The sequence below is a fragment of the Selenomonadales bacterium genome, from assembly GCA_018335585.1.
Taxonomy (GTDB): domain Bacteria; phylum Bacillota; class UBA994; order UBA994; family UBA994; genus UBA994.
This window is the reverse complement of sequence record JAGXRZ010000040.1, coordinates 40761-64353: the sequence shown is the minus strand read 5'-3', so window position 1 is coordinate 64353 and position 23593 is coordinate 40761. Positions and strand designations below refer to the sequence as shown.

The following is a 23593-nucleotide window of genomic DNA, read 5'->3' as shown; positions in this document are numbered from 1 at the left end:
CCCGTCCTCCACGGATCACGAAGCACGAAACACGGCGCACGAAGCACGGCGCACGACGCACGCTACTTCATCCCCCTTAGCGGCGTGTACTGCAACGAAAACGTCTTAATCCCGTGCGGAGGCGAGAAGGCTACCGTCACAAAGGTGTCTCCATCCTCGGCGGTCACTTTGACCACCGTGCCTACGCCAAACTTGGGGTGGCTGACTTTGTCGGCAGGAGCGAAGGTCTGTGTGTCCAAAGGCTTGGCCTTCGGGACAACCGGAGCGTGCGGCAATCGCCTGGATAACTGAGGTTCTATCATCACTCGCTCGCTCCGGCTGCCGCGCTGCAGCAAGCAGGACGAGGGAATCTCGGCTATAAAGCGCGACGGCAAGCTTAAGCTGTGCCTGCCAAACAGTAGGCGCTGCTTAGCATAGGTGAGGAACAGGCGCTCGCGCGCGCGGGTAATGCCGACATAGCAGAGGCGCCGCTCCTCTTCAAGTTCTGCGGTCTCTCCCCCCTGCAGAATGCGGCTATGCGGGAAGACCCCTTCCTCGAGCCCTACGAGAAAGACTACCGGGAATTCGAGCCCCTTGGCGGAGTGCAGGCTCATTAAGGTCACGGCTCCTCCCTGCGCTTCGCTTGCGTCGTCTCCCGCTGTGACTAAGCTGACGGAGTTGAGAAAATCGAGCAGGTTGGTGTCTGGGTTTTTTTCCGCAAAGTCCTGCGCGACGGAAACAACTTCCGCTAGGTTTTCCTGCCGCGAAAGGGCTTCCGGCGAATCGTCCGCTTCGTATTGGCGCAAGAGGCCTGTCTGCTCAAGGACTAACTCCACAAGTTCATGTAGCGCGATAAACTCAGCCTGCCGCGCAAAAGCCGAAATCTGCCTGACAAACCCCTCCAGCTTAGCTTTGGTCGCCGGCTTTAACCCAAGCGACGCCCCGTCAAGCCCGGTCGCCGCCTCAAACAGCGAGCAGCCCCTCTCTTGTGCCTCTGCCGCGAGCCTAGCCAGCGAGACCTCGCCTAGGCCGCGCGCCGGGACGTTGACGACGCGCCTAAAGCTCACGTCGTCCTTGGCGTTGGCAATAAGCCGCAAGTAGGCGAGCAAGTCTTTTACTTCCTTGCGTTCGTAGAACCTTAACCCACCCACAATGCGGTAAGGAATATTCATGCGCATAAAGACTTCTTCAAAGACGCGCGACTGCGCATGCATGCGGTAGAGCACGGCGCAATCCTCATATTCGAAGCGCCCTCGTGCCGCTAACTCCTCGGCGATGGTGTGGGCCACAAAGAGGGCCTCTTCCTGTTCGGTCAGGGCCGCAAACAAGGTGACGGGCTCTCCGGCCTGATTAGCCGTCCACAGCCGCTTCTCCTTGCGGGTAGTATTGTGGGCGATAATGGCATTAGCTGCGTCCAGTATGCACTGCGTACTGCGATAGTTTTGCTCAAGCTTAAAGACAGCCGCCTCGGGGTAATCGCGCTCGAAATCTAAGATATTGCGCAAATTGGCGCCGCGCCACCTATAAATGCTTTGGTCGTCGTCACCCACCACACTTAAGTTGCGGTGACCTGCCGCCAAAAGGTTGGTGAGCGTATACTGCGCGTGATTAGTGTCTTGATACTCGTCCACCAGTATGTGCTGAAAGCGCGTCTGGTAGTATTCGCGCACACCGGCGCTCTCGCGGAGAAGCTTCACAGCAAGTAATATCAAATCGTCAAAGTCGAGCGCATTGTGTCGGCGCAGCAGCCTTTCGTACAGGAGATAGGTCGAAGAAATCTTCTCCGAGTAGTAATCGCGACTTAAGCTCGCAAACTCCTCGGCATCCTGCAAATTGTTCTTGGCGCTGCTAATGCGAGCCAAGACGGACTGCGGCGGATACCGTTCGGGGTCGATATTTAGTTGCTTGAGGCACGCCTTCATAAGAGACATCTGGTCTTGTGCATCATAGACGACGAAGTTACGGCTTAGGGCGATGGCCTCGCCATGCTGCTTAAGGATACGCAACGCTGCGGCATGAAAGGTAAAAATCCACAGGTCGCGCGCCTCCGGCAGAAGGCGGAAGAGGCGCTCGCGCATCTCGTTTGCCGCCTTATTGGTGAAAGTGATGGCGAGGATGCGGGACGGGCTGACGCCGCACTTGTTTACCAGATGCGCGATGCGCTGCGTCAGCACCCGCGTTTTGCCGCTGCCGGCCCCGGCCAGAATCAAGAGAGGGCCATGACCGTGCTCGACCGCCTGTCTTTGTACGGGGTTAAGGGATAGCTCTGCTTTTGATATCACCGCTGTCAACTCCTTAAAACAAAAGACACCGCGCGGCCTAGCAGGGTACGGGTGTCCGTCGCCATATTCATCTTACCAGAGCACTTTACATCCCGGCAACTTTTCGCGGGAGCGGAGTGGTTAGACTGCGCATCAGGCCGCACAGCTCTTCTACGTCAAAGGGCTTCAAAAGGCTCGCCGCCACACCGAGGCGCTCGGCTTCGTTGATCATATCTGCCTCTTGGTAAGCAGTTACTAGCACCACCGGCACGCCTACTTCTTTGTCGCGCCGCAAGATGCGTAGCGTCTCAATGCCGGAGAGCCCGGGCATTTTCATATCAAGAAAGATAATATCGGGCGCACACTCGGAAGCGACCTCTACGCCCTCATAGCCATTTCCTGCTTCCACTACTTCACAACCGAAAATGCCAAACACTTCGCGAAACAACGCCCTAATCCCAGCTTGGTCGTCGATGATCAGCACTCGCTTGTTTGTCAGGCTGCTCACCCCCTATACCCCTACATAAATTCTACCACAGAACATGGCAATGTCAATATTTTGTGGTACAATTTTCTCACACCACTAGCTGTAGTGGTATGGTTCGGCATCAGGCGTGTTTGTTCGACGACGAGGGCAATCAACTGCTGTATTGTGACATGTTTCTGTCCCGCAAAAACCCTATTTCCCGGGAAATTACGACAAGAAGGTCGAAGTGTCGGGAAGCTCCGCCAGGCAGTGCGAAAACATGCCGCCGGTGAGAAACTTTGCCCTACCGCTCGCGTAGTAGATGATAACGTGAATAACGCGTACTTTGGGAGGTGCTTGGCGTGGACGTGTGGCTGACTTGGCTTATAGTCGGTCTGGCGCTGATCGGCTTCGAGATGATTACGCCCGGGTTTGTAATTATTTGGTTTGGTATAGGAGCTTTAGCGGCGGCATTGGCGGCCTACCTTGAATTGTCTATGGCGGTACAACTGGTGTCGTTTATCCTGACGACCGTAGTGCTGCTTGCCTGTAGCCGCAGTCTCGCGGCACGTGTGCGCAGCGAGGCTAAAGAGACAAAGACCAACTACAACGCCATGGTGGGCACGAAGGCGACGGTCACGCAGCGCATCTCTGCCGCGAGCGGCCTCGGCGTGGTTAAAGTCCTGGGCGAAGAATGGTCAGCCTTGGCGGAGACGCCGCGCGACATTGACGTAGGTGAAAAGGTGGAGGTGCTCGGGGTTATCGGTGTCAGGCTGGTGGTCCGCGCGCTTACACTTAACACAAACCAAAATAAGGAGGGAATCAGTTAATGCTTTGGGTACTGCTAGCTTTTGTCCTGATTGTCGCTCTGTTTTCTTTCCGGGTTATCCGTCAGTCAACGGTGGGCGTGGTGGAGCGCCTTGGCAGCTACCACCGCCTCTTACCTAACGGACTGCAATTCATCGTTCCTTTTATTGACCGCGTTCTGCCCTTGATCGACCTGCGCGAGCAGGTAATGGATTACCCCCCGCAGCCGGTCATCACCAAGGACAATGTCACCATGCAGATTGATACCGTGATTTACTACCAAATCACTGACCCCGTCAAGGCTACGTATGAAATTGCCAAGCTGCGCGTAGGCATCGAAACGCTTACGCAGACGACGATTAGAAACGTAATCGGCGAACTGGCCTTAGACGAAACGTTGACCTCGCGCGAGCGCATTAATGCGCAGCTGCGCCTCACCCTCGACCAAGCGACTGACAAGTGGGGTGTCAGGGTTAACCGCGTGGAGCTAAAGTCGATTGAGCCGCCTAAGGACATTAAAGACGCCATGGAAAAGCAGATGCGAGCCGAGCGCGACAAGCGGGCGCAAATTCTCGCGGCGGAAGGCGAGCGCGCGGCTAACATCCTAACTGCGGAGGGGCGCAAAGAAGCTACCATCCTCGCGGCCGAAGCCGAGAAGACACGCGCCATATTAGCGGCAGAGGCCACCCGGCAACAACGCATACTTGAGGCCGAGGGTGAAGCCGCGGCCATACTCAAGGTGAACGAAGCCCGTGCCCGCGGCCTTACGATGATTAAAGAAGTGCAGCCGGACGCCGCCTTGCTCACCATCCAAGGTTTTGACGCCCTGAAGGAAGTCGCGCATGGGCAAGCCACGAAGATTGTAGTGCCTAACGACTTAGCCGGATTAGCCGGTAGCCTTGCCGCCTTAGCGGGAGTGGTTATAAAGTAAAAGCATTTGTTAGAGCTCGCATAAGCTGTTATAATCTAACCGGGGTCGTCGACCCCGGCTTTTTATCTGAGGAGGGATATAAGTGCGCATCGTAGATAACCGTGGTTTAAACTGCCCGCTACCTGTCATAAACACTAAGCGGGCGCTAGAGGAACATGGAAGCGAGCCGCTCGTCTCTGTGGTCGACAACGACGCCGCAAAAAGCAACGTAGAAAAGCTCGCCCGTAGCCTTGGCTACCGTACCGATGTGCGGCAAGAGGGGACAGCCTATTACATTGCCATACGTCCTGGTGAGCCTGAGCCCGTTGAGCTGAGCGCGGTTGCCATCGCACCAAAAGCTGCCCCTGCTCCGCTCGGCTTTACACTCTACGTCATTGCCGCGGAAGAAGTCGGCCGCGGCAGCGCCGAACTCGGCCGCGCTCTGCTTAAGACTTTTCTCTATGCCTTAGCCGAAACAGGTGAGCAAGCGAACCGCCTTGTTTTTCTCCACGGCGGCGCACACGTTACCTGCGAAGGCTCCCCCCTGCTCCCGAGCCTGCAAAGACTAGAAGCCAACGGCTGGAGCATCGCCACTTGCGGCGCTTGCCTAGATTTCTATGCACTTAAGGACAAGCTAGCTATAGGTGAGATTACCAACATGTACTCGATTGTGGAGCTAATGCGCACTGCGCACAAAGTAGTTTCGCTTTAGCAGCAGAAGCAGGATTATTCGCGCAACTAGCGAATAGTATTCTTAAGCAAGAGCGAGAGCGAGGTGATATGTTTGGCAAAATCTAAAGCAGTCACGAACAAGCACATGATCTATGCAGGTGTGGCTGTAGTTGTGCTGGTGGCACTTCTTGGCATCGGCTATATGTTCCAGCTCAGCTATGAGGCCACCGCGGCGCTAGCGGTGACAATTGAACCTATTGACTTCTCTTCTATTCATGAGGGCCACTACATAGGTGAGTACCGCCTTGGGCTCACTAAGTACAAAGTTGAGGTTGAGGTTCACAACCGCCGCATTACAGGCGTGGAGATTATTAGGAATCGCAGTAATCGCTATGCACGCATGGCCGCGGAGGGCATCATCGAAAGAGTTGTGGCGCGCGGCAATGTCAGTGTCGATACCGTAAGCGGCGCGACTACCTCAAGTATTGGCATTCTTAAGGCCATTGAACAAGCTCTAAAGCACGCCCCAGCTTGCCCCACCTGATAGACAAAATAAAGGCTGCGGCGCAGCCTACATGAACTGAGCCCCCTCTGGCCATCAAGATAACAGACCCCCCTGCAGGAGATTACTGCAGGGGGTTGTGTTTAAGGCGGACAATGACACGGGATATGCCTATTGGGCGTAGAGGAGCTGTTTGTTAATTATGAAGGAGTTATCCGCCTGTGAGTGGAATATATTACATGCACTTCAGTCGTTTGGGGGTGGTGTTTCATGCGAAGAACTACTCAGCTCGTGCTGGCTTTCGTTGGCCTTAACGTCTTAGGGCTTCTGCTGCTTGGGTGGAGCATGGCACTATCTATGGCCACAGATCCAACGCTTTCTCCCTACTGGGAAGTGCAGGCCCCGGACCGAGAAGTCGGACTTGGCGGGCAGAGAGCGACAACGTCATCTTCTGCAATGTCAAGGTGCTGGTCAATAGCGACCAGGGCGTTACACTGGGCATGCCTAAAGGAACCCGCGTCAACACGGAACTTATTCGGCTAGGCGGCACCGCGGACATCGTTGTGGGAGAGGTTGCCACAGTTCTCCCGGGAGCTGCTGGCCCTTTTACGGTAAGGGTAGTCGGGTATATGCAGTTCCGCGGCGAGCAGTTGCTACTCGTATCTCCGCTACATGCGAAGGATAGAATTGAGCCAGGCATGAGCGGTAGCCCAATCGTGCAGAACGGCAAGCTGATTGGGGTTCTCTTTGCCAGAGTGGGATGCCGCCGCTCCTGACCTCGGCAGCCCAATCGCTCCTAACACCCTAGAGCCTACGGAGGACCAGGTCAGGGAAGCGCACCGCCAGCTCGTGGAAAAGCACGAAATTGACCTCGGCAGGTACGAGGTTGTCACAAACTGGAGCCAGATGCCGACACTCCATGTGGCAGGTCTAACAGGAGAGGCCTTAATGCATGCAGCCATTCAAGACGCTCAAAGGGAGTATCGGGAAACGACGCGGTTTCCGCCACTTATCCTACACGATGAGGACCGCCGAGTGCTGTTGGTTGGTTATCTACAGAAGGACGGGCGGGCGGTAGTAGTGCGGTACGTGCTAGGTTTCACCGGCTGGACGAAGACGGTGGCGGTAAAGTAAGCCCACCATCGCTGTGGCGGACAGCGCATCCTATTCGAGTCTCTTCTTGGCAGCGCGTACTTCATAAAGGGCATCGTCCTCTCTTAGGGCTCCGGTAGCTTCAACGGAAGACCTCTCAAAGAGCAGTGTGCTGTTAGCAGAGAACAGGTTGTTGCTCTCAGCCTTTAGATACTGCGCCGCCATGCGGCAATAGAGGGGGTCAATCTCAATCCCAATGCTGTTACGTCCGGCCCTTAGTGCGGCGACCATAGTGGTGCCGGAGCCACAAAAGGGGTCGAGCACTGTGTCTTCGGTAAATGAGAACATTTGCACCAGACGCGCTGCGAGCTCTAATGGATACGGTGCTGGATGGTGCTTTGTTGACGCGCCGGGAATGTGCCACATTTGTTGAAACCAGCGGTCAAAGTCTTCTTTGCTGATCTTGCTTGCCTCTCGTTGCGACTCGCTTGGCTTCCTATAACCTCCAGGTTTGCGTTGCATCAAGATGAACTCAATGTCATTCTTGATAATCGCATTCGGCTCATACGGCTTGCCGAGGAATTTCGAGCCATTGGCAACTTCATAAGAAGCGTTGGTAATCTTATGCCAAATTATCGGGTTAAGGTTGTCAAACCCCATACGGCGGCAGATAACTGCAATGTCCGCATGGAGCGGGAAAACTAAGTGGCGTCCGAACTCGCGCCTAGAAACACAGACGTCGCCAACAACGCACACCAGGCGACCGCCCGGAACTAGGACACGGTACACCTGCTTCCACACTTTCTCAAGCTCTAGGAGAAACGTCTCATAATCTTGTATGTGGCCCATCTGACCGGGGCTCTCGTTATACCGCTTGAGATTCCAGTAGGGGGGCGAAGTTACCACCAGATGGACAGACGCATCACTGAGGAATGAGAGATCTCGTGCGTCGCCATTGACAAGCCTGTGCGTCGTCTGTACTGGCTTCATACAAATGCTCCGAGATGGCTGACTAACACTCTAGCGAAACGCTCAACAGATAGATCCTCCGCCGGTACGGTAAAGGTTCCTGCACTACCTCTGTCAGTTGACGATACGAGAAATGCGGAGGCTGTGTAGTGCCTTTCAAGGACTAGTTTTCGGCAAAGCAACTCGTATCTGCGCTTATAGGACGCCCCGATAAACTCCTTGGCAACCTCGAAATGCGGTTCCTGAACCATGACAGGTCTGTTCGAGGCCTTGCAGTCTTCCAGCATGAAGAGGAAACCTAAGAACGGTTGAGGACTTGATAGATAAAGATTCTCTCGATAGGCAGTCCAGAGATCAACCGCGCTACCTAGCGCTTCCTCAGTTCGATTGTTAAAGTTGTTACCGAATGAAGGGCCCACCTGTGACTTAGCTTCAACTGCAGCAACCAAAGTCTGTTCTTTAACAACAAGTAGATCCCACTCTTTGGTTGGCCTAAAGTAGCCGGGGAGCTCAACAGACTTCTTTCTAAATATGCATCGTTCAGGGATTCCGGCTCGCACTACTAGTTCAACAACCAGATCAATGAAACCGTCCATCTGGGCTCCTCCGGTTACTGCGCTGCGTAGGCCCTGGTCGATCTTACCGCTATGTTCTTGTTTCTGTCTCTGCGTTGTTCGCGTTCCCCAATAGTGAGCAACAGCCTTCGCAGTCAGACAAGAAACATCCTCAAGAATGTCGCTGTTCTTCATTAATCCAAGACTCCTTCCGGAACACACCCCGTATTGAGCGGGGACATGATCGCAAAACGCTGTCGGCGACGCCGGTCAGGCCGTCCCACCGCCTATTCCTAATCGCGTCTTATTATCGGTTGCTCGAAATGGTTGTGCGGGTCGAATGTCACACTACGGGTCTCGCCATCCCCGTAGTAGGCGGTGACTGTCACCGCTCTAGCTGCCTGGTAGACTGTTTCATCGAACTTGTAACCGGTTAGATCGCCGCGAAACATTTCGAGAACGACTGCCTCAGGCGCATTGTCGAGCTTGATAGTGACCTTATCTACCTGCCAAGCTCTAAGCGCCGAAAATTGCGGCTGGTACACAGCGACTCGCACCTTACGTTCGTTGGGATAACCGGACCGCACGATGTTTAAGGTGGAGGTCCCCACCCATTCACCAACTTTGATGAAGCCTGGGGTGGTGGCCCTCATGACTTGGTCTCCAAGCATTTGAACAACTTGGTACTCATAGCTGAGAGCCGGATTCACGTGAAGGAAGGCTTCGTATTCCAGCCCGTAGAGAGGCGCGGGGCGAACTTGTTCCCAAGCGGCTGTCTGACTTGCTCTAAAGCGGACAACTAAGACGTAACCGGGAATTCGTTCCGTGAGGGTGAAGTTGTATCTAACTATTAGTTTTTCGCCCATCGTTTCCGAGACCATCAGAACACGCTCGTCAACAACCCCTGTATACAAGGGGCTGAGGTTGACGTAGGTGGTAGGACTCGGAATATGCCTCGGCAAAGAACCAATCGCACGTATAAGATCGTTTACCTTAATCATCAACCAGACATTAGACATGACTAGAGCCGCAATACATACGACCGCACTGTAGCGTATGATGGCGTCGCGCTTCCACTTAGCTTCCATCACAACACCTCCCTATCAAAGCTCTATTCGTCGAAGGCTTACTATTTCCCTTCTCTAGAACGCAATAGCAGTAAGTATCTTCAACTGAGCTGAATGTGTAGGGAGAATATAGCCTACAAGAGAAAAAATGACGAGTCCTGTCAGGGCTCGCCGTTACTTATGGTACGGCTCATTCCGCAGAATGCGAAACGCGCGGTAGATTTGCTCGAGCAGGACGATGCGTGCGAGTTGGTGGGGAAGAGTAAGCGGGCCGAGGGAGAACTGGTGGTGAGACAAAGATTTCACGCTGTCGGCGACGCCGGTCGAGCCGCCGACTATAAAGGTGAGATGTGAGCGCGACGCGAGTTGCTCTGCGGCGAAAAATTCGGCCCATTGCTCGGAGCTCCGCTGCTCGCCGTTAATGGCCAAAAGGACTGGCACGCTCCCTTGGGGTACGGCCTTAGCGATGGCCTGTGCTTCCGCTGCGCGCGCTCGCGCCTCGTCGCCGGCGTTTGCGTCTTGCCCTACGCGGCATTCGGGAAGCTCTGTAATCGCGACGTGCGCATAGCCGGCAAGGCGCTTTAGGTATTCCTTAGCCGCTTCTCGCCAGAAGATTTCTTTTAAGGTGCCTACGGCGACAATCGTAATCTTCACTTAGACCACCAAAAACTCCGGCGCACGTGAACAAAAGTGGCAGGCAGGAGGCGCCGTCCACTCTGTAAAGGTAATGTCTTTTAGCCGGTGGATGTCCGGGGGCGACTCGAAGGCATCGAGAAATTCCTCAATGGCTTCGTCGAGGTGGTCGGGACAAACGACATATGATTTTACAAGCATTGCTAGTGGCACATGCCCTGTAAAGGCTACGGCTGCGGGACCGGTCATATAGACATGGCCGGTCTTTTCGTCCCACTCCATATAGAGCTCACCACCCGGCAGCTCTACCGTTAGGCGGCGGTCGGCGCGCCCGGTAAGGTTAGCGGCCACAGCCACGGCAGCGGCTCCCGTGCCGCAGGCTAGCGTCGCGCCTGCGCCGCGCTCCCACACCAGCACCTTTAAATAGTCGCGGCTAATAACTTGCACAAAATCTACGTTAATGCCGGCCGGGAAGAGCGGATGCTTCTCAATGGCCTGCCCGGCGGGAACAAAGTCAAAGGCAGCTAGGTCCGGGACGAAGATGACGACATGCGGCACGCCGCTGTTAATTAATACGCCGGAGAAGTCCCCGTGGGGTGTCGAGATACTCAGGTCTAAGACAGGTCCATCGCCTGCCACGTTGGCTGGGATAGCCGCAGGATGAAGCAATGGCGCACCCATGTTGACTTTGACAAGCGTCTCGCCGTGCGCCGCAGGCACAAGCTCAGCGCTGTAGACGCCGGCTAACGCCTCCACGCGGACGGCAGTGCCCTGCACCCTACCTTTAAGCTGCATAAACCGCGCCACACAGCGCAAGGCGTTGCCGCAAGACTCGGCCTCGCTGCCGTCGGAATTAAAGATTTGCATGCGACAATCGGCGCGCTCAGACGGGTGGACTAGCACCAGCCCATCAGCGCCCACGCCAAAGTGGCGGTGGCAGATAGCGCGCGCAACACCATGCGGCTTGAGAATTTCCATCCCGTCAAACATATCGACGACGATAAAGTCGTTTCCTAAGCCGTGCATTTTTGTGAAGTTCATCTTATTGCCCCGCCCTCACCAAATCGTAGAGTCTCCGGTTGAGGTAGATGCGCTCTTTGCCGATTCTTTCTGAGCTCAAAAAGCCTTCCCTCTCTAACGCTGATAGGTAGCTAACGGCTGTCTTTCTGGTTACCGCCAAGCCCTTCTCTATATAGTGGGTCTTAGTATAGAACTCATAGAAAAGCAGACTCATCAGTTCTTGTGAATATATCTTGGGCAGCCTAGCCTGAATCTCTGCGCTCATTGCTTCTGCTTCTTGATTGATCTTTCTTATCAAGAACAAGGTCTCCGCAGCAGTCTGTTCTATGCCAGTCAGAATGTATAGAATCCATTCTTCCCAGTTGTCATGCGTGCGCACTTCCTGTAACAGACGGTAATAGGCAGGCTTGTTCCTGATAATAAAACTACTCAGATAGAGTACCGGGCTCTCAAGCAGGCCTTTCAAGACTAGATACAGGACGTTGACTATCCTGCCGGTGCGCCCATTGCCATCATAAAAAGGATGGATAACTTCAAATTGGTAATGCAGGACCGCGAGCTTAATCAGATGATCTACATCATCGTCGTCTTCATTGATGTATGTCTCTAGATTTGCCAGTAGTTGTTTAATGTCGTGCTCGGTAGATGGTGGAGTATAAACGATCTCACCAGTAGCTTCGTTGCGCAAGACTGTTCCAGGCAACTTCCTTAAACCAGCAGTATTCTTCTCTATCATTTCTTGGATTTCGATGATCATCGAGGTTGTGAGCACTTGCCTTGCTCTGACCGATTGATAGCCATGCCATAAGGCTTCCCTATAGCTGACGACTTCCTTAGCGGCGATACTCGCTTTACCAGCGTTACTCATCGCCCGATAGAGGTCGTCGTGTGTAGTTATTATGTTTTCGATAGCTGAACTATCCTTGGCCTCCTTAATCATGACCGCATTAATCAACATATGTTGATTAGGAATCGTACTCGCATAACCTTTTAGTTCAGCTAAAGCGCGGTTAGCCCTGGCCAACTGCTTAAGTGCCGCCCTGCTTTCCAGATCGGCACGAGGCGGCAACATAGGTAATTTTGGCTCGTTCACGACCCACACCTCCTCAACGTAGGTATTATACTGCTCTTTTTTACCTATGTCAAAGTTTTGTGTTTTAGACTAACACCTCTTCCGCCCAAGCGGTTGTCTGGTCTGGAGTGTCAGTCCTAATCAACAGATGCCCCATCTTGCGTCGCGGGACAGGTGTACCGCTTTTGCCGTAAAGGTGGACTTTGACGTTTGGGGGGAGTGTAGCGAACTGGGTCATAAGACCAGCCATATGCTCGCCTAAGATGTTGACCATCACCGCGGGGTAGAGGAGAGTTGTAGGGCCTAGCGGCAGGTTACACACCGCACGCACAAACTGCTCAAACTGCGAGGTCTCGCAGGCGCCGAGGGTGTAGTGGCCGGAGTTATGGGGGCGCGGCGCGAGCTCGTTTACGATAATGCCTTCCGGCGTAAGAAACATCTCTACTGCCAGGAGCCCAACTACACCGAGCGACTCGGCAATGCCTATGGCCAGTTCGGTGGCTTGGGCCTGCAATGCTTGGCTTAAACGGGCAGGAACGACGGTAGTATGTAAGATATTGTGGCGATGCACATTCTCCCCAACCGGAAAGGCTGCGGTTTCACCATCTCTACGTCGCGCCACGACGACAGAAACCTCACCCGTTAACGTCAAGAACTTTTCTAGCACCTGGAGGCCGCTGATAGTAACGTTTCCTAAGTCAGCCGGCGACCTAAGCACCGCTTGGCCCTTGCCGTCGTAGCCGCCGGTAGCAGACTTAAGCACGACCGGGTACTTTAACTCCTCTGCCGCCGCCGCTAATTCCGCGCGGCCGTCAACCACGCGATAAGGCACCACGGGGAAGCCCTGTTCTCGGAGGTGCGCTTTCTCGCTGATGCGGTTTTGCGTCACGCGCAACAGGAAACTTCCCTGCGGCACGTTAAACTCTCGCTCTAGCTCTGCCACTACATCAGCATTGATATTCTCAAATTCATACACACAGACGTCGGACTGCTTCGCCAGTGCGCGCGCCGCGGTGTAATCGTCAAACGACCCTTGAATCTGGGCGTCACAGACCTGCCCGCAGGGGGAGTTTGGCTGCGGGTCTAAACAGACCACCCGGTAACCCATTTGCTTAGCGGCCATGGCCGTCATACGCCCCAGTTGACCGCCGCCAAGGATACCGATGGTTCCCCCGGGTAGGATTGTGCGCAGAGCGGCGGACGAGTTTGGTTTAGTCATGGCAGGAGCTCCAGCTCTGTCGCCATGACTTGTTCGCGCGCCGTCGCTCGCCGCGCCGTGAGCTTATCACGAAGGTGCGTGTCCGAAAGGGCTAGTATCTGGCAGGCCAAGAGCGCCGCATTTTTCGCCCCGGCTGTGCCTACGGCTACCGTGGCTACGGTGACTCCGGCCGGCATTTGTACAATCGAGAGCAGCGAGTCTAGCCCGCGCAAATGCTCGGTCGGGATAGGCACCCCGATAACGGGCAACACTGTGTGGCTTGCTACCATGCCCGGCAAGTGTGCGGCGCCGCCCGCTCCGGCAATAATCACGCGGAGTCCCTGCGCGACAGCCGCGCGGCCAAAATCGGCCATCAGTTCCGGCGTGCGGTGGGCAGAGACGACTTTAGCTAAGTAAGGTACCTCTAGCTCGCGCAAAATGCGGCAAGCTTCCTGCATAATCGGCCAGTCTGAGGTACTGCCCATAATCACGGCAACTAGCGTTTGCATGTACTCACGCTTCCTTTCGTCTGCCAATATCTCGCCGATAGTGCATGCCGGGAAAACTAATCGCGCCAATTCCATTGTAGGCTTTAGCGAGGGCGGACGCTAGGGTCTCGCCGCGTCCCACGACATTAAGAATGCGTCCGCCGTTGGTGACAAGCGTCTCGCCCGCGCGCGCTGTACCGGCGTGAAATATCAGACAACCTGAGGCCTCCGCCGCTCTGATGCCCGTAATCGGCACGCCGCGCGACGGGGCCGCCGGGTACTCCGCCCCGCAGGCCACCACCAGGGCTACGTACTCGTGACTCCACTGTGGAGGGCTAAGTGGTAATTTCCCGCTTGCCGCTTGGTACAAGTAAGGCAACACGTCGTCAGCAAGCTTAGCCATCAGCACTTGGCACTCGGGGTCGCCAAAACGCGCGTTAAACTCCAGGAGCTTAATGCCGGTGGCTGTTATCATTAACCCAAGGAAAATCACGCCGCGATAGTCCCTGTCCTCAGCGCAGAGGCCTACTATGATCTGCATAACAATTTCTTCAACCTCTGCCTGCAACTCTTCATTCCAATAACTCACCGGAGCGTAAGCCCCCATGCCGCCTGTATTCGGGCCCGTATCGCCGTCGCCGAGCTGTTTGTGGTCTTCTGTGGGCGGCAGCACGTGAAAGCGCTGCCCGTCGGTAAGCACAAACACCGAAGCCTCGCGCCCTACGAGATATTCCTCGACAATGACTTTTCCTCCCGCCGGCAAGGCATCCGGCGCGGCTAGCGCTTCTTCGCGCGTCTTAGCAATCACTACGCCCTTGCCTTGCGCCAAACCGTCTGCTTTTACCACGATGGGCAGCGGCGCTGTGGCCAGAAACTTACGCGCTTTGGCGGCGTTAGCAAAGCAGCGGTAATCTGCCGTCGGCAAGTGGTATCGCCGCATAAAGGCTTTAGCGTAGGCTTTGCTCCACTCGAGCTCGGCACCGAGCTTACCCGGGCCAAACACTACACAAGCGGGGTAGCCTTGCCTGACGGCATCGGCAACGCCGGCCGCTAACGGGGCTTCGCCTCCGACGACTAATAAGTCTACTTCTAACTGCCGCACCAGCGCGGTAACTGCGGCCGGGTCGCAAATGTCGCAGGCGATGTTTTCGCCGAAAAGTGCCGTGCCTGGGTTCCCCGGCGCCGTGTAAAGCGCGGAAAGCAAAGGACTTTCGGCTATCTTCCAGGCCAAGGCGTGTTCACGCGCACCGTTCCCCAAAAGTAAAACCCGCACACAGAGCCCTCCCTCGGTTAATGACGAAAATGTCTCTCCCCAGTATAGATCATGCATATACCTACGCGCTCGGCTACAGCAAGCGAATCGCTGTCCCTAATGGAGCCGCCTGGCTGAATTACGGCCGCAACACCTGCTAGAGCGCACTGCTCTAACACATCCGGCATGGGGAAAAAGGCATCCGAGGCGAGTACCGCACCGCGCGCCTGCTCGCCCGCGCGCTGTATGGCCTGCGTGGCGGCGTCTATGCGGTTGGTTTGGCCCCCACCTATACCTACCGTAGCCCCATTTTTAACCAACACAATCGCATTCGAGCTTACGTGCCGCACTACCTGCCAAGCTAGCTTGAGGTCGTCAAGTTGACTGTCGGTAGGCATGGCGGAAGTGACGACGCGCCAGTTGCGCTTAGGCCCTGTGGCGTCGGGCGTCTGCACGAGATACCCGCCCTCTACGCGCCGCACATCCCACGCGGGTAGTCGTGATTTTTCTTGCTTTAAACTTACTTCGAGTAGCCTTAAGTTCCTGCGTTTGCCGAGGTGCTCGCGCGCTTCGCACGAAAACTTAGGTGCTACGACTACCTCCAGAAATGTCTCGCCAAGGAGCGCGGCAGTAGTTAAGTCCACTTCGCGGTTTAGCGCGACAATGCCGCCAAAGATAGAGACTGTATCCGCAGCGTAGGCTTTGGCATAGGCGGTGGCGGCCGAGTGGCTTACGGCTACGCCGCAAGGATTAGCGTGCTTAATGGCCACAGCTGCCGGTTGGTCAAGCTCGCCTAAGACTGCGAGCGCCGCGCTGACGTCGTTAATGTTGCAGTACGAAAGCTCTTTTCCCTGTAGTTGGCGCATACCGGCCAAACCTTCGCCTGCGCCGGGATGGCGATAGTAGGCCCCTTTTTGGTGGGGATTTTCGCCGTAGCGAAGCTCTTGAGCCAGCTCCATCGGCAACGCCATTTCCCGCGGGAAGTTCGGCAGCTCGAAAGCGCGGTGGAAGTACAGGCTGATGGTGCTATCGTAATGGGCAGTGTGAAAGAAGGCCTCGGCAGCGAGTGTGGAGCGTAATGCCGGGCTAACTTCTCCTTGTTCGCAAAGCTCGGTAAGCACATTTGCATACTGCCTGGGATTAGTCACTGTAGTCACGAAGGCCTGGTTCTTAGCCGCGGCGCGAATAAGCGTCGGCCCGCCGATGTCGATATTCTCGATAGCGTCTTCTAATGTATGCTGTCGCCTAATCGTCGCCTGAAAGGGGTAGAGGTTAACGCAAACTAAGTCGATGGGAAGAATGCCGAGGCTCGCCGCCTGCGCGACATCTTCGGCGTGGTCGCGGCGGAGCAGAATTCCGCCGTGAATACTGGGGTGCAAAGTCTTGACTCGCCCACTCATCATGGACGGGAAGCCTGTCACCTGCTCGACGTCGGTTACCAGAACGCCCGCTTGCCGCAAATGCTCCGCCGTCTTGCCGGTAGAAAGGATGGTAAATCCTAAGTCCATAAGACCACGCGCAAAAGGCACTAAATCTGTCTTATCCCAGACACTTAGCAGTGCACGTCTAGGCTGCATACTTCCACCTCACTTTAGAATCGTTACCCTGCGCCCGACTTGCCGGAGCTTGCCGTCGGCAAAAAGTTGAATGGCTCTTGGGTACAGCTCGCGCTCGAGTTCTCCTACCTTAGCTGCGAGCGACTCGCTCGTGTCGTCGTCCTCTATTTCTACGGCTCCCTGCAAAATTATGGGTCCTGTGTCGAGCTCGGCCTCCACAAAGTGCACGGTAGCCCCGGTAATCTTACAGCCGTGCTCCAGAACTTCGGTATGTACGCGTGACCCGTAATATCCCCGTCCGCCAAAGGCGGGCAGGAGACTGGGATGAATGTTTATAATCCGCCCCGGGAACGCACTTAGCGTCGCTTGGCCTATGGGCAGCAAGTAGCCCGCTAAGACGACGAGGTCAACTTGGTGTTGCTGCAGTAGCCCGGCGAGGGCCGCATCGTGTTGCTCGGGCGTTGTGAAAGCGCGCCTGCTAAGTACGCAGGTAGGAATGTCGGAGCGGCGCGCGCGCTCAAGGGCGAAAGCATCGCGCCGCGAACTGACGACCAAGGCGATTTCCGCGCCGAGCGAGCCTGCCGCTATGGCGTCTATTAGCCCCTGCAAAGTAGTTCCGCCGCCTGAGACTAGGACGGCAAGGCGTAAGGGGGGGGGATGTCGCTTGTCGCTTGGCGTATGTCGCTTGTCGCTTGTCGCTTGTCGCTTGGGGAAGTGTTGTGTCACATCAGACAAGCGAAACCCCCTCACCCGCGATTACTTTCCCTATGACATAGCTTTCTTCGCCAAAGCCTGCAAGCCGCTCGCGTACTGCGGCTACGTCTGTTGCGGCCACAAAGAGCACAAAGCCAATTCCCATATTAAACGTGCGGTACATTTCGCTCTCGGCTACCTGACCAAGTTCTTGGAGCCAGCCAAAAACGGGCAAAACAGGCCAGCTCCCGCGCGTTACTTCCACGCCAAGACCGGCGGGGAGCATGCGCGGAATATTGTCGATAAACCCGCCGCCTGTAATGTGGGCCATGCCTTTAACTAAGCCTAGCCGTACTAGCGGCAGTACGGGTCGCACATAGATGCGCGTCGGACGGAGCAGTTCTTCCCCGACTGCTACGCCTAGTGCCGGCGGCACATCGGCACAGGTAAACCCGCCGACTTCGAATACTAGTTTGCGCGCCAGCGAATAGCCGTTGCTATGCAGTCCGCTAGACGCAAGCCCAAGCAGCATATCGCCACAGCTAATTGTTTTACCGTCGATAAGACGCTTTTTCTCCGCTACACCTACGGCAAACCCGGCTAGGTCGTACTCGCCCGCGCTGTAGAGGTCTGGCAGTTCGGCTGTTTCGCCGCCTATAAGCGCGCACCCCGCGGCTTGGCAGCCTGCGGCAACGCCGGCCACAATCTCGGCCACCAAAATGGGGTCTAAGCGGGCAATGCCGATGTAGTCGAGGAAAAACAGCGGCTCTGCACCTGAGACCAAGATGTCGTTGGCCGACATGGCTACGAGGTCGATGCCGACTGTGTTGTGACGCCCAAGCATAAAGGCTACCTTAAGCTTGCTGCCGACGCCGTCCGTGCCGGACACTAAGACCGGCTCCTCGTACTTGCCTAAGGCAAACAGCCCGCCGAAACCGCCGATATCCCCCAGCACCTCGCGGCGAAAGGTAGAGCGCACGTGCGCCCGCATAAGGTCAACCGCTTGATGACCGGCTGCGACATCTACGCCTGCGTCGCGGTACGTGAGACCCGCTCCCCTGCCCCCTACTTCCTTACCCACGCACGTCACCCCACTCCTCTCTTTGGTCTGGCTTTGGCGCCCCCTGCTTTACTTTCAAAATGGGCATGGGATAGACCCCGGTAAAACAACTGACGCAAGCGGGCGTCTCTCTGGTCGCCAGGGCGGAGAGCGTCCCCGCGAGGCTTAAGAACCCAAGGCTGTCGGCACCGAGCAACGCACACATTTCGTCGACGTTACAGCGCGCCGCCACGAGCTCGGCGCTAGAGGGTGTGTCTATACCAAAGTAGCAGGGGCTCAAGTAAGGCGGACAGCTTATGCGCACATGTACTTCACTGGCCCCGGCTTGCCGCAGCATCTTTACTAGGATTTGCGTGGTGGTGCCGCGCACAATGGAATCGTCGACCATGATTACGCGCTTACCGGCAATTACTTCGGTGTTGGCCGTAAGTTTGAGCCTAACTTTAAGCTCACGCAACGCCTGCCCCGGCTCAATAAACGTGCGTCCGACATAGCGGTTTTTCACCAAGCCTTCCGCGAAAGGAAGGTTTGCCCCTCTGGCATAGCCTAGTGCTGCCGGAGTGCCGGAGTCGGGCACGGGGATTACGACATCGGCCGCTACCGGATGTTCCTGGCTTAGGCAGAGCCCTAAAGCTTCTCGCGCGCGATAGACGTTTAGGCCGTCGATAGTGCTGTCGTTTCGGGCGAAGTAAATGTACTCAAAGATGCAGGCCGAAACAGCGCTGTCGCTAAAGCGGCGGAAGCGCACGCCACTTTGGTCGATAACCACGATTTCGCCGGGGCGAATATCGCGCACAAACTCGCCGCCTATGGCGTCAATCGCGGCACTCTCCGAAGCCAGTACATAGCCCGCCGGCCCTAACCGTCCTAAGGCCAAGGGACGAAAGCCATGCGGGTCGCGCACGCCAATCAGCTCCGTCTCCGTGCCGAGCACTAGGCTATAAGCCCCCTGTACATGGGTGAGTGATTGCAGCAGCGCGTTTTCGTTGCCGCTTTGGCGGTAGCGCGCCATTAGGCTAAGAATAACTTCCGTGTCGCTGGTGGTGTGAAATATGGCTCCCTGACCCTCAAGCTCCTCGCGCAGTTGGTCATTGTTAACGAGGTTGCCGTTGTGTGCAAGCGCAATGTGTCCGCGCAGGTGACTGGCTACTAGCGGCTGGCTGTTAGCTAAGCCGCCGCCCCCTGCGGTGGAGTAACGCACATGGCCGACGGCCATATGTGCCCCTACATCCCCCAAAGCGGCGACATCGTCTTCTGTGAAGACATCCGCCACTAAGCCAAGTCCTCGGTGGGTCTTAATTTCTTTGCCGTTTATCACCGCGAGGCCGGCGCTTTCCTGCCCGCGGTGCTGTAGGGCGAACAGGCCAAAGTATCCTAACCGGGCCACGTCTAGACCATGCCCATAGAGGCCGAGCACACCGCACTCTTCCCTGAGCTTACCGTCTACTGCGACATAAGGCATGGGATAGCGTCCCTCCAACTTTGCGCTAAATCTGCTACGGGCAGGTCAATCAGGGTGCTCTCCTCTACGCGAATGACCAGCGAACCGCGGTTCACTCGTCCTAATTCGGTGCAGGGGACGCCATACTCGCTGCATAACGCCGCGAGCGCGGGCAGGGAGTCGGCTTTCGTTGTTACAACGACTCGCGACTGCGACTCTCCGAACAGCAGTGCGTCTAGGCGCAGGCCGCGCTCATTGGGGATAGTGACTTCCGCGCCTAACCCGAGCGGGAAGGCTGACTCGCACAAGGCCACTGCTAAGCCGCCTTCCGCACAGTCGTGGGCCGAAGACAAGAGCTTAGCCGAAGCCGCGGCCAGCAAGAGCCCTTGCAGCGCGCGCTCACGCGCGAAGTCGAGTGCCGGCGGCGAGCCGCACTCGCGGTCGTGCATAACCTTTAGGTACTCGCTCCCCCCAAGCTCTTCCTCGGTTGTGCCGAGGAGGAGCACGACATCGCCCGCTTGCTTAAAGGAGAGCGTCACGCGCGAGCTAATATCCGACAGCAGCCCGACCATGCCTACCGTCGGCGTGGGATAAACGGCTTTACCGCTTGTTTCGTTGTAGAGGCTGACGTTGCCGCCGGTAACCGGCGTGCCTAGTGCCTGACACGCTGCCGCCATGCCGGCGATGGCCTGTGTAAACTGGTAGAAAATCTCCGGCCGCTCTGGGTTGCCAAAGTTAAGGCAGTTAGTGACCGCTAAGGGCTCCGCACCGCTCACCGCTAGGTTGCGGGCAGCCTCGGCTACCGCGATAGCCCCGCCGCGATACGGGTCTAGATAGACGTAGCGGCTGTTGCAGTCGACCGTCATGGCTAGGCCCTTCTTAGTCCCCTTAATGCGGAGCACTGCCGCGTCCGAGCCGGGCAATACTACCGTGTCTCCCCGCACCATATGGTCGTACTGCCGATAAACCCACTCTTTGCTGGCGATGTTAGGTGACGCCAGTAGAGACTTTAGCACCTGCCCGTAGTCGCTTGGCAACGGCAGAGAGTCTAGGTCAAGTGTTTGCGCATCTCTTTGCCATGGCGGCTCGGTCGCCGCCGGGTTATATATCGGCCCTAAAGAGGCTAGAGCTTTAGCCGGCACCTCGGCCACTAATTCGCTGCCGTCAAACACACGCACGAGGCCTGTGTCGGTTACCTCGCCAATGTCGGTGGCTGCTAGTCCCCAGTGTCGGCAAATTTCTAAGACCCCGCTCACGCGCTCAGGTTCGACTACGAGCAACATGCGCTCCTGTGATTCGGAAAGCATGACTTCATAGGGGTTCATGCCGGTTTCGCGGCGCGGCACGCGAGACACGTCAATGTCTACACCCGTACCGGCCCGCGCCGCCATCTCGCTGCTGGCGGAAGTCAGGCCCGCCGCGCCAAGGTCTTGCATGCCGACGATAGCTTTCTTGTCGATAAGCTCCAGGCAAGCCTCAATAAGCAGCTTTTCCATAAAGGGGTCGCCTACCTGCACCATCGGCCGCTTCTCGTTCGAGCGCTCGGACAGCTCCTCTGAGGCAAAGGTAGCCCCATGAATGCCGTCGCGTCCGGTAAGCGCGCCGACTAGCAGCACGCGGTTGCCAAGACCGGCCGCCTTGCCGCGCGCGAGTTTGTCGTGCGCAATGGTACCCACGCACATGGCATTAACCAGGCAGTTGCCGGTGTAGCTTTGGTTAAAGTAGACCTCGCCGCCGACAGTGGGAATGCCTAAGCAGTTGCCGTAGCCCGCAATGCCTGCTACTACGCTGGCGAACAAGTAGCGCTGATGCGGCGAGCTAAGCTCCCCAAAGCGCAAGCTGTTAAGGAGCGCGATTGGCCTCGCCCCCATGGCGAAGACGTCCCGCACTATACCGCCTACGCCTGTAGCCGCGCCTTGGTAGGGCTCGATGGCGGAGGGGTGGTTATGGCTCTCGATTTTAAACACTACCGCTTGGCCGTCGCCAATGTCTACTACGCCAGCGTTTTCTCCCGGCCCCACCAGGACGCGCGGGCCGGTGGTGGGAAACTGGCGCAGGGCGAGCTTGCTGTGTTTGTAGCTGCAGTGCTCGCTCCACATGACGGCAAACATGCCAAGCTCCGTGAGGTTAGGCGTACGGCTGAGGTGCTTAAGCACAAGCTCCCACTCACGCGGCTTAAGCCCCATGCTGCGCGCGGCGTTTTCGTCCTGCAGACTAAGGTAAGTCTTAAGCATGTCGCTCCTCCCACCACCTAAAGATTGAATCCCAGACAAGTTTTCCATCGGTGCCGCCGGTTATAGCTTCGCAGGCGCGCTCAGGGTGCGGCATTAAGCCAAAGACGTTGCCGCGCTTGTTGACAATCCCGGCAATATTCTCGAGTGCGCCGTTTGGGTTGGCGGCGGGCGTAATGTTGCCCGCTTGGTCGCAATAGCGCAGCACAATTTGGCTGTGCCGCTTAAGTTCCAAAAGCTCGTCGCTCCCAATATAGTAGTTGCCTTCGGCATGCGCGATAGGCAAGCTAAGCACTTGCCCCGCCTCACCTAGATGAGTAAAGGGGGTGCGGTTGTTTTCCAGACGTACATAGCGCGTTTCACAGCGAAACTGCAGGTGGTCGTTTCTACGCATGGCACCGGGCAGCAGGCCGGCTTCTAATAGAATCTGAAAGCCGTTACAGATACCAAGCACAAGTTTGCCGCGCTCCGCCGCCTCGGCTACCGCCTGCATCACGGGCGAGAAGCGGGCGATAGCGCCGGCGCGCAAATAGTCGCCGTAGGAAAAGCCGCCCGGCAAGACAATGCAGTCATAGTCGGAAACGTCGCTACTTTCATGCCAGACGTAGTCCGTGGGTTGTCCTAAGACCTCTTTGGCGGCATGATAGCAGTCGAGGTCGCAGTTTGAGCCGGGGAAGACGACTATGCCAAACCTCATGCTAAAGCCTCAAGGGTAAAGTTGTAGTCCTCCATAACCGGATTAACCAGTAGCCGCTCGCAAGTCTCGCGCACTAGGCTACTTGCCTCGCGTTCACTTCCTGCCTCTAGCGTCAGTTCCATAAACTTGCCCATGCGTACGTCCAGCACACAGCCAAAGCCTTGACTGTGTAAGCCCTTTCGCACGGCTTGTCCGGCTGGGTCGAGGATACCTTGCCGCAGCGTAACGTAGATTTTTGCTTTATACATCTGCCTTGCCTCCTTTAAGTCGCCGATAAATCTCTTGGTAAGCTTCCGCGACGCCGCCTAAGTCGCGGCGGAATCTGTCCTTATCTAGTTTTTCCTGGGTAGTGGCGTCCCAAAAGCGACAAGTGTCGGGGGAAATTTCGTCACCGAGGAGGACTTGTCCGGCGAAACGCCCGAATTCAAGCTTAAAGTCTACCAAGAGGACGCCGCTGGCCTTAAGCGCTGGCAGGAGGATGTCGTTGATGCGAAGCGCCGTAGCCGCAATCTCATTCATCTCGTCGCGCGAGGCCCACCCTAGCGCCTGAATGTGATAGTCGTTTACCAGCGGGTCGCCGAGCGCGTCGTCCTTGTAGTAGTATTCGAGCACCGGCTGCGCTAACTGCGTTCCTTCCGGCAGCCCCAGCCGCTGGCTAAGCGACCCGGCGGCGACGTTGCGCACTACCACCTCTACCTTAATGATTTCGAGGCGACGCACTAGCATTTCGCGTGGCGTTAAAACGCTCAGGAAGTGCGTCTTTACGCCGTGAGCCTCAAGTAGCCGGAAGAAATGGGCCGAAATTAGGTTGTTGAGCTCGCCTTTGCCCGCGATTTCGCCCTTCTTTTGCGCGTTAAACGCCGTGGCCGAATCCCTAAAGTAGACTACGCACAAGTCTGGGTCGTCGGTGGCATATACTTCTTTGGCTTTGCCGGAGTAGAGCAACTTTCGCTTTTCCATGTTAACCTCCTCG

General features: G+C 56.4%; 25 protein-coding genes. 6 read left to right on the top strand and 19 right to left on the bottom strand.

The genetic code is table 11. The features are described 5' to 3' along the window. Positions 1 to 62: 62 nt before the first annotated feature. Both KGZ66_06820 and KGZ66_06815 read right to left on the bottom strand, forming a co-directional pair. Positions 63 to 2258, bottom strand: a complete 2196-nt coding sequence (locus tag KGZ66_06820) for a UvrD-helicase domain-containing protein (GenBank protein MBS3985299.1) — start codon at positions 2256 to 2258, stop codon at positions 63 to 65. Positions 2259 to 2346: 88 nt separating this feature from the next. Continuing rightward, entirely contained in the window at positions 2347 to 2739 is a 393-nt protein-coding gene (locus KGZ66_06815; GenBank protein ID MBS3985298.1) for a response regulator, read from the bottom strand. A gap of 329 nt (positions 2740 to 3068) precedes the next feature. On the opposite strand from KGZ66_06815, the gene KGZ66_06810 reads away from it, so the two are divergent. The 6 genes from KGZ66_06810 to KGZ66_06785 all read left to right on the top strand — a co-directional run bounded on the left by KGZ66_06810 (position 3069) and on the right by KGZ66_06785 (position 6731). Next, the gene (locus KGZ66_06810; GenBank protein MBS3985297.1) at positions 3069 to 3536 is read left to right on the top strand and encodes an NfeD family protein; all 468 of its coding nucleotides are present in this window, start codon (positions 3069 to 3071) and stop codon (positions 3534 to 3536) included. Next, on the top strand, positions 3536 to 4444 hold the full coding sequence (locus tag KGZ66_06805) for an SPFH/Band 7/PHB domain protein (protein ID MBS3985296.1): 909 nt from the start codon (positions 3536 to 3538) through the stop codon (positions 4442 to 4444). Before KGZ66_06810 ends, KGZ66_06805 begins: the two co-directional genes overlap by 1 nt. Positions 4445 to 4526: 82 nt before the next feature. After that, entirely contained in the window at positions 4527 to 5135 is a 609-nt protein-coding gene (yedF, locus tag KGZ66_06800; GenBank protein ID MBS3985295.1) for a sulfurtransferase-like selenium metabolism protein YedF, read from the top strand. A 72-nt stretch (positions 5136 to 5207) separates the two neighbouring features. Next, positions 5208 to 5639 carry an FMN-binding protein gene (locus KGZ66_06795; GenBank protein MBS3985294.1) on the top strand — a complete coding sequence of 144 codons (432 nt, stop codon included), beginning with the start codon at positions 5208 to 5210 and terminating at the stop codon, positions 5637 to 5639. 458 nt (positions 5640 to 6097) lie between these two features. Continuing rightward, positions 6098 to 6373, top strand: coding sequence for a hypothetical protein (locus tag KGZ66_06790; protein MBS3985293.1), 276 nt, complete (start codon positions 6098 to 6100; stop codon positions 6371 to 6373). Beyond that, positions 6345 to 6731, top strand: a complete 387-nt coding sequence (locus tag KGZ66_06785; GenBank protein MBS3985292.1) for a hypothetical protein — start codon at positions 6345 to 6347, stop codon at positions 6729 to 6731. The genes KGZ66_06790 and KGZ66_06785 overlap by 29 nt, the downstream gene beginning before the upstream one ends. A gap of 30 nt (positions 6732 to 6761) precedes the next feature. On the opposite strand, the gene KGZ66_06780 is transcribed toward KGZ66_06785, so the two are convergent. From KGZ66_06780 to KGZ66_06700, 17 genes are all read right to left on the bottom strand, one after another. Further along, positions 6762 to 7679, bottom strand: a complete 918-nt coding sequence (locus KGZ66_06780; GenBank protein MBS3985291.1) for a site-specific DNA-methyltransferase — start codon at positions 7677 to 7679, stop codon at positions 6762 to 6764. After that, complete coding sequence (locus KGZ66_06775; protein MBS3985290.1) at positions 7676 to 8407, bottom strand: PaeR7I family type II restriction endonuclease; 732 nt, start codon at positions 8405 to 8407, stop codon at positions 7676 to 7678. Before KGZ66_06775 ends, KGZ66_06780 begins: the two co-directional genes overlap by 4 nt. 98 nt (positions 8408 to 8505) lie before the next feature. Continuing rightward, positions 8506 to 9300, bottom strand: a complete 795-nt coding sequence (locus KGZ66_06770) for a hypothetical protein (protein MBS3985289.1) — start codon at positions 9298 to 9300, stop codon at positions 8506 to 8508. A 153-nt stretch (positions 9301 to 9453) separates the two neighbouring features. Beyond that, on the bottom strand, positions 9454 to 9933 hold the full coding sequence (locus KGZ66_06765; protein ID MBS3985288.1) for a 23S rRNA (pseudouridine(1915)-N(3))-methyltransferase RlmH: 480 nt from the start codon (positions 9931 to 9933) through the stop codon (positions 9454 to 9456). Continuing rightward, positions 9934 to 10953 carry a diaminopimelate epimerase gene (locus KGZ66_06760; GenBank protein ID MBS3985287.1) on the bottom strand — a complete coding sequence of 340 codons (1020 nt, stop codon included), beginning with the start codon at positions 10951 to 10953 and terminating at the stop codon, positions 9934 to 9936. A 1-nt stretch (position 10954) separates the two neighbouring features. Then, entirely contained in the window at positions 10955 to 12004 is a 1050-nt protein-coding gene (locus KGZ66_06755; GenBank protein MBS3985286.1) for a Fic family protein, read from the bottom strand. A gap of 85 nt (positions 12005 to 12089) precedes the next feature. Next, complete coding sequence (purK, locus tag KGZ66_06750) at positions 12090 to 13223, bottom strand: 5-(carboxyamino)imidazole ribonucleotide synthase (protein MBS3985285.1); 1134 nt, start codon at positions 13221 to 13223, stop codon at positions 12090 to 12092. Then, a complete protein-coding gene (purE, locus tag KGZ66_06745; protein ID MBS3985284.1) occupies positions 13220 to 13711 on the bottom strand; it encodes a 5-(carboxyamino)imidazole ribonucleotide mutase in 492 nt (163 codons plus the stop codon). The genes purK and purE overlap by 4 nt, the downstream gene beginning before the upstream one ends. A gap of 4 nt (positions 13712 to 13715) precedes the next feature. Beyond that, entirely contained in the window at positions 13716 to 14963 is a 1248-nt protein-coding gene (purD, locus tag KGZ66_06740) for a phosphoribosylamine--glycine ligase (protein MBS3985283.1), read from the bottom strand. A gap of 17 nt (positions 14964 to 14980) precedes the next feature. Continuing rightward, positions 14981 to 16519 (bottom strand): bifunctional phosphoribosylaminoimidazolecarboxamide formyltransferase/IMP cyclohydrolase, encoded by a 1539-nt coding sequence (purH, locus tag KGZ66_06735; GenBank protein MBS3985282.1) that lies wholly within the window; start codon positions 16517 to 16519, stop codon positions 14981 to 14983. A gap of 9 nt (positions 16520 to 16528) precedes the next feature. Then, on the bottom strand, positions 16529 to 17233 hold the full coding sequence (locus KGZ66_06730; protein ID MBS3985281.1) for a phosphoribosylglycinamide formyltransferase: 705 nt from the start codon (positions 17231 to 17233) through the stop codon (positions 16529 to 16531). Then, entirely contained in the window at positions 17226 to 18272 is a 1047-nt protein-coding gene (locus tag KGZ66_06725; protein ID MBS3985280.1) for a phosphoribosylformylglycinamidine cyclo-ligase, read from the bottom strand. The genes KGZ66_06730 and KGZ66_06725 overlap by 8 nt, the downstream gene beginning before the upstream one ends. Further along, entirely contained in the window at positions 18265 to 19713 is a 1449-nt protein-coding gene (locus KGZ66_06720) for an amidophosphoribosyltransferase (protein MBS3985279.1), read from the bottom strand. Before KGZ66_06720 ends, KGZ66_06725 begins: the two co-directional genes overlap by 8 nt. Next, complete coding sequence (gene purL / locus KGZ66_06715) at positions 19695 to 21926, bottom strand: phosphoribosylformylglycinamidine synthase subunit PurL (GenBank protein ID MBS3985278.1); 2232 nt, start codon at positions 21924 to 21926, stop codon at positions 19695 to 19697. Before purL ends, KGZ66_06720 begins: the two co-directional genes overlap by 19 nt. Further along, on the bottom strand, positions 21919 to 22620 hold the full coding sequence (gene purQ / locus KGZ66_06710; protein MBS3985277.1) for a phosphoribosylformylglycinamidine synthase subunit PurQ: 702 nt from the start codon (positions 22618 to 22620) through the stop codon (positions 21919 to 21921). Before purQ ends, purL begins: the two co-directional genes overlap by 8 nt. Continuing rightward, positions 22617 to 22868, bottom strand: a complete 252-nt coding sequence (gene purS / locus KGZ66_06705; protein ID MBS3985276.1) for a phosphoribosylformylglycinamidine synthase subunit PurS — start codon at positions 22866 to 22868, stop codon at positions 22617 to 22619. Before purS ends, purQ begins: the two co-directional genes overlap by 4 nt. Then, on the bottom strand, positions 22861 to 23580 hold the full coding sequence (locus KGZ66_06700; protein MBS3985275.1) for a phosphoribosylaminoimidazolesuccinocarboxamide synthase: 720 nt from the start codon (positions 23578 to 23580) through the stop codon (positions 22861 to 22863). Before KGZ66_06700 ends, purS begins: the two co-directional genes overlap by 8 nt. Positions 23581 to 23593: the final 13 nt, after the last annotated feature.

Bases quoted from the DNA above. Each gene is read 5' to 3' on its own strand.
- purE (MBS3985284.1), bottom strand. From the start codon at position 13,711: ATGCAAACGCTAGTTGCCGTGATTATGGGCAGTACCTCAGACTGGCCG.
- purH (MBS3985282.1), bottom strand. From the start codon at position 16,519: ATGCAGCCTAGACGTGCACTGCTAAGTGTCTGGGATAAGACAGATTTA.
- KGZ66_06790 (MBS3985293.1), top strand. From the start codon at position 6,098: ATGCCTAAAGGAACCCGCGTCAACACGGAACTTATTCGGCTAGGCGGC.
- KGZ66_06770 (MBS3985289.1), bottom strand. From the start codon at position 9,300: ATGGAAGCTAAGTGGAAGCGCGACGCCATCATACGCTACAGTGCGGTC.
- purQ (MBS3985277.1), bottom strand. From the start codon at position 22,620: ATGAGGTTTGGCATAGTCGTCTTCCCCGGCTCAAACTGCGACCTCGAC.
- KGZ66_06700 (MBS3985275.1), bottom strand. From the start codon at position 23,580: ATGGAAAAGCGAAAGTTGCTCTACTCCGGCAAAGCCAAAGAAGTATAT.
- purL (MBS3985278.1), bottom strand. From the start codon at position 21,926: ATGCTTAAGACTTACCTTAGTCTGCAGGACGAAAACGCCGCGCGCAGC.
- KGZ66_06805 (MBS3985296.1), top strand. From the start codon at position 3,536: ATGCTTTGGGTACTGCTAGCTTTTGTCCTGATTGTCGCTCTGTTTTCT.
- purK (MBS3985285.1), bottom strand. From the start codon at position 13,223: ATGACTAAACCAAACTCGTCCGCCGCTCTGCGCACAATCCTACCCGGG.
- KGZ66_06775 (MBS3985290.1), bottom strand. From the start codon at position 8,407: ATGAAGAACAGCGACATTCTTGAGGATGTTTCTTGTCTGACTGCGAAG.
- KGZ66_06780 (MBS3985291.1), bottom strand. From the start codon at position 7,679: ATGAAGCCAGTACAGACGACGCACAGGCTTGTCAATGGCGACGCACGA.
- KGZ66_06720 (MBS3985279.1), bottom strand. From the start codon at position 19,713: ATGCCTTATGTCGCAGTAGACGGTAAGCTCAGGGAAGAGTGCGGTGTG.
- KGZ66_06755 (MBS3985286.1), bottom strand. From the start codon at position 12,004: ATGTTGCCGCCTCGTGCCGATCTGGAAAGCAGGGCGGCACTTAAGCAG.
- purS (MBS3985276.1), bottom strand. From the start codon at position 22,868: ATGTATAAAGCAAAAATCTACGTTACGCTGCGGCAAGGTATCCTCGAC.
- KGZ66_06760 (MBS3985287.1), bottom strand. From the start codon at position 10,953: ATGAACTTCACAAAAATGCACGGCTTAGGAAACGACTTTATCGTCGTC.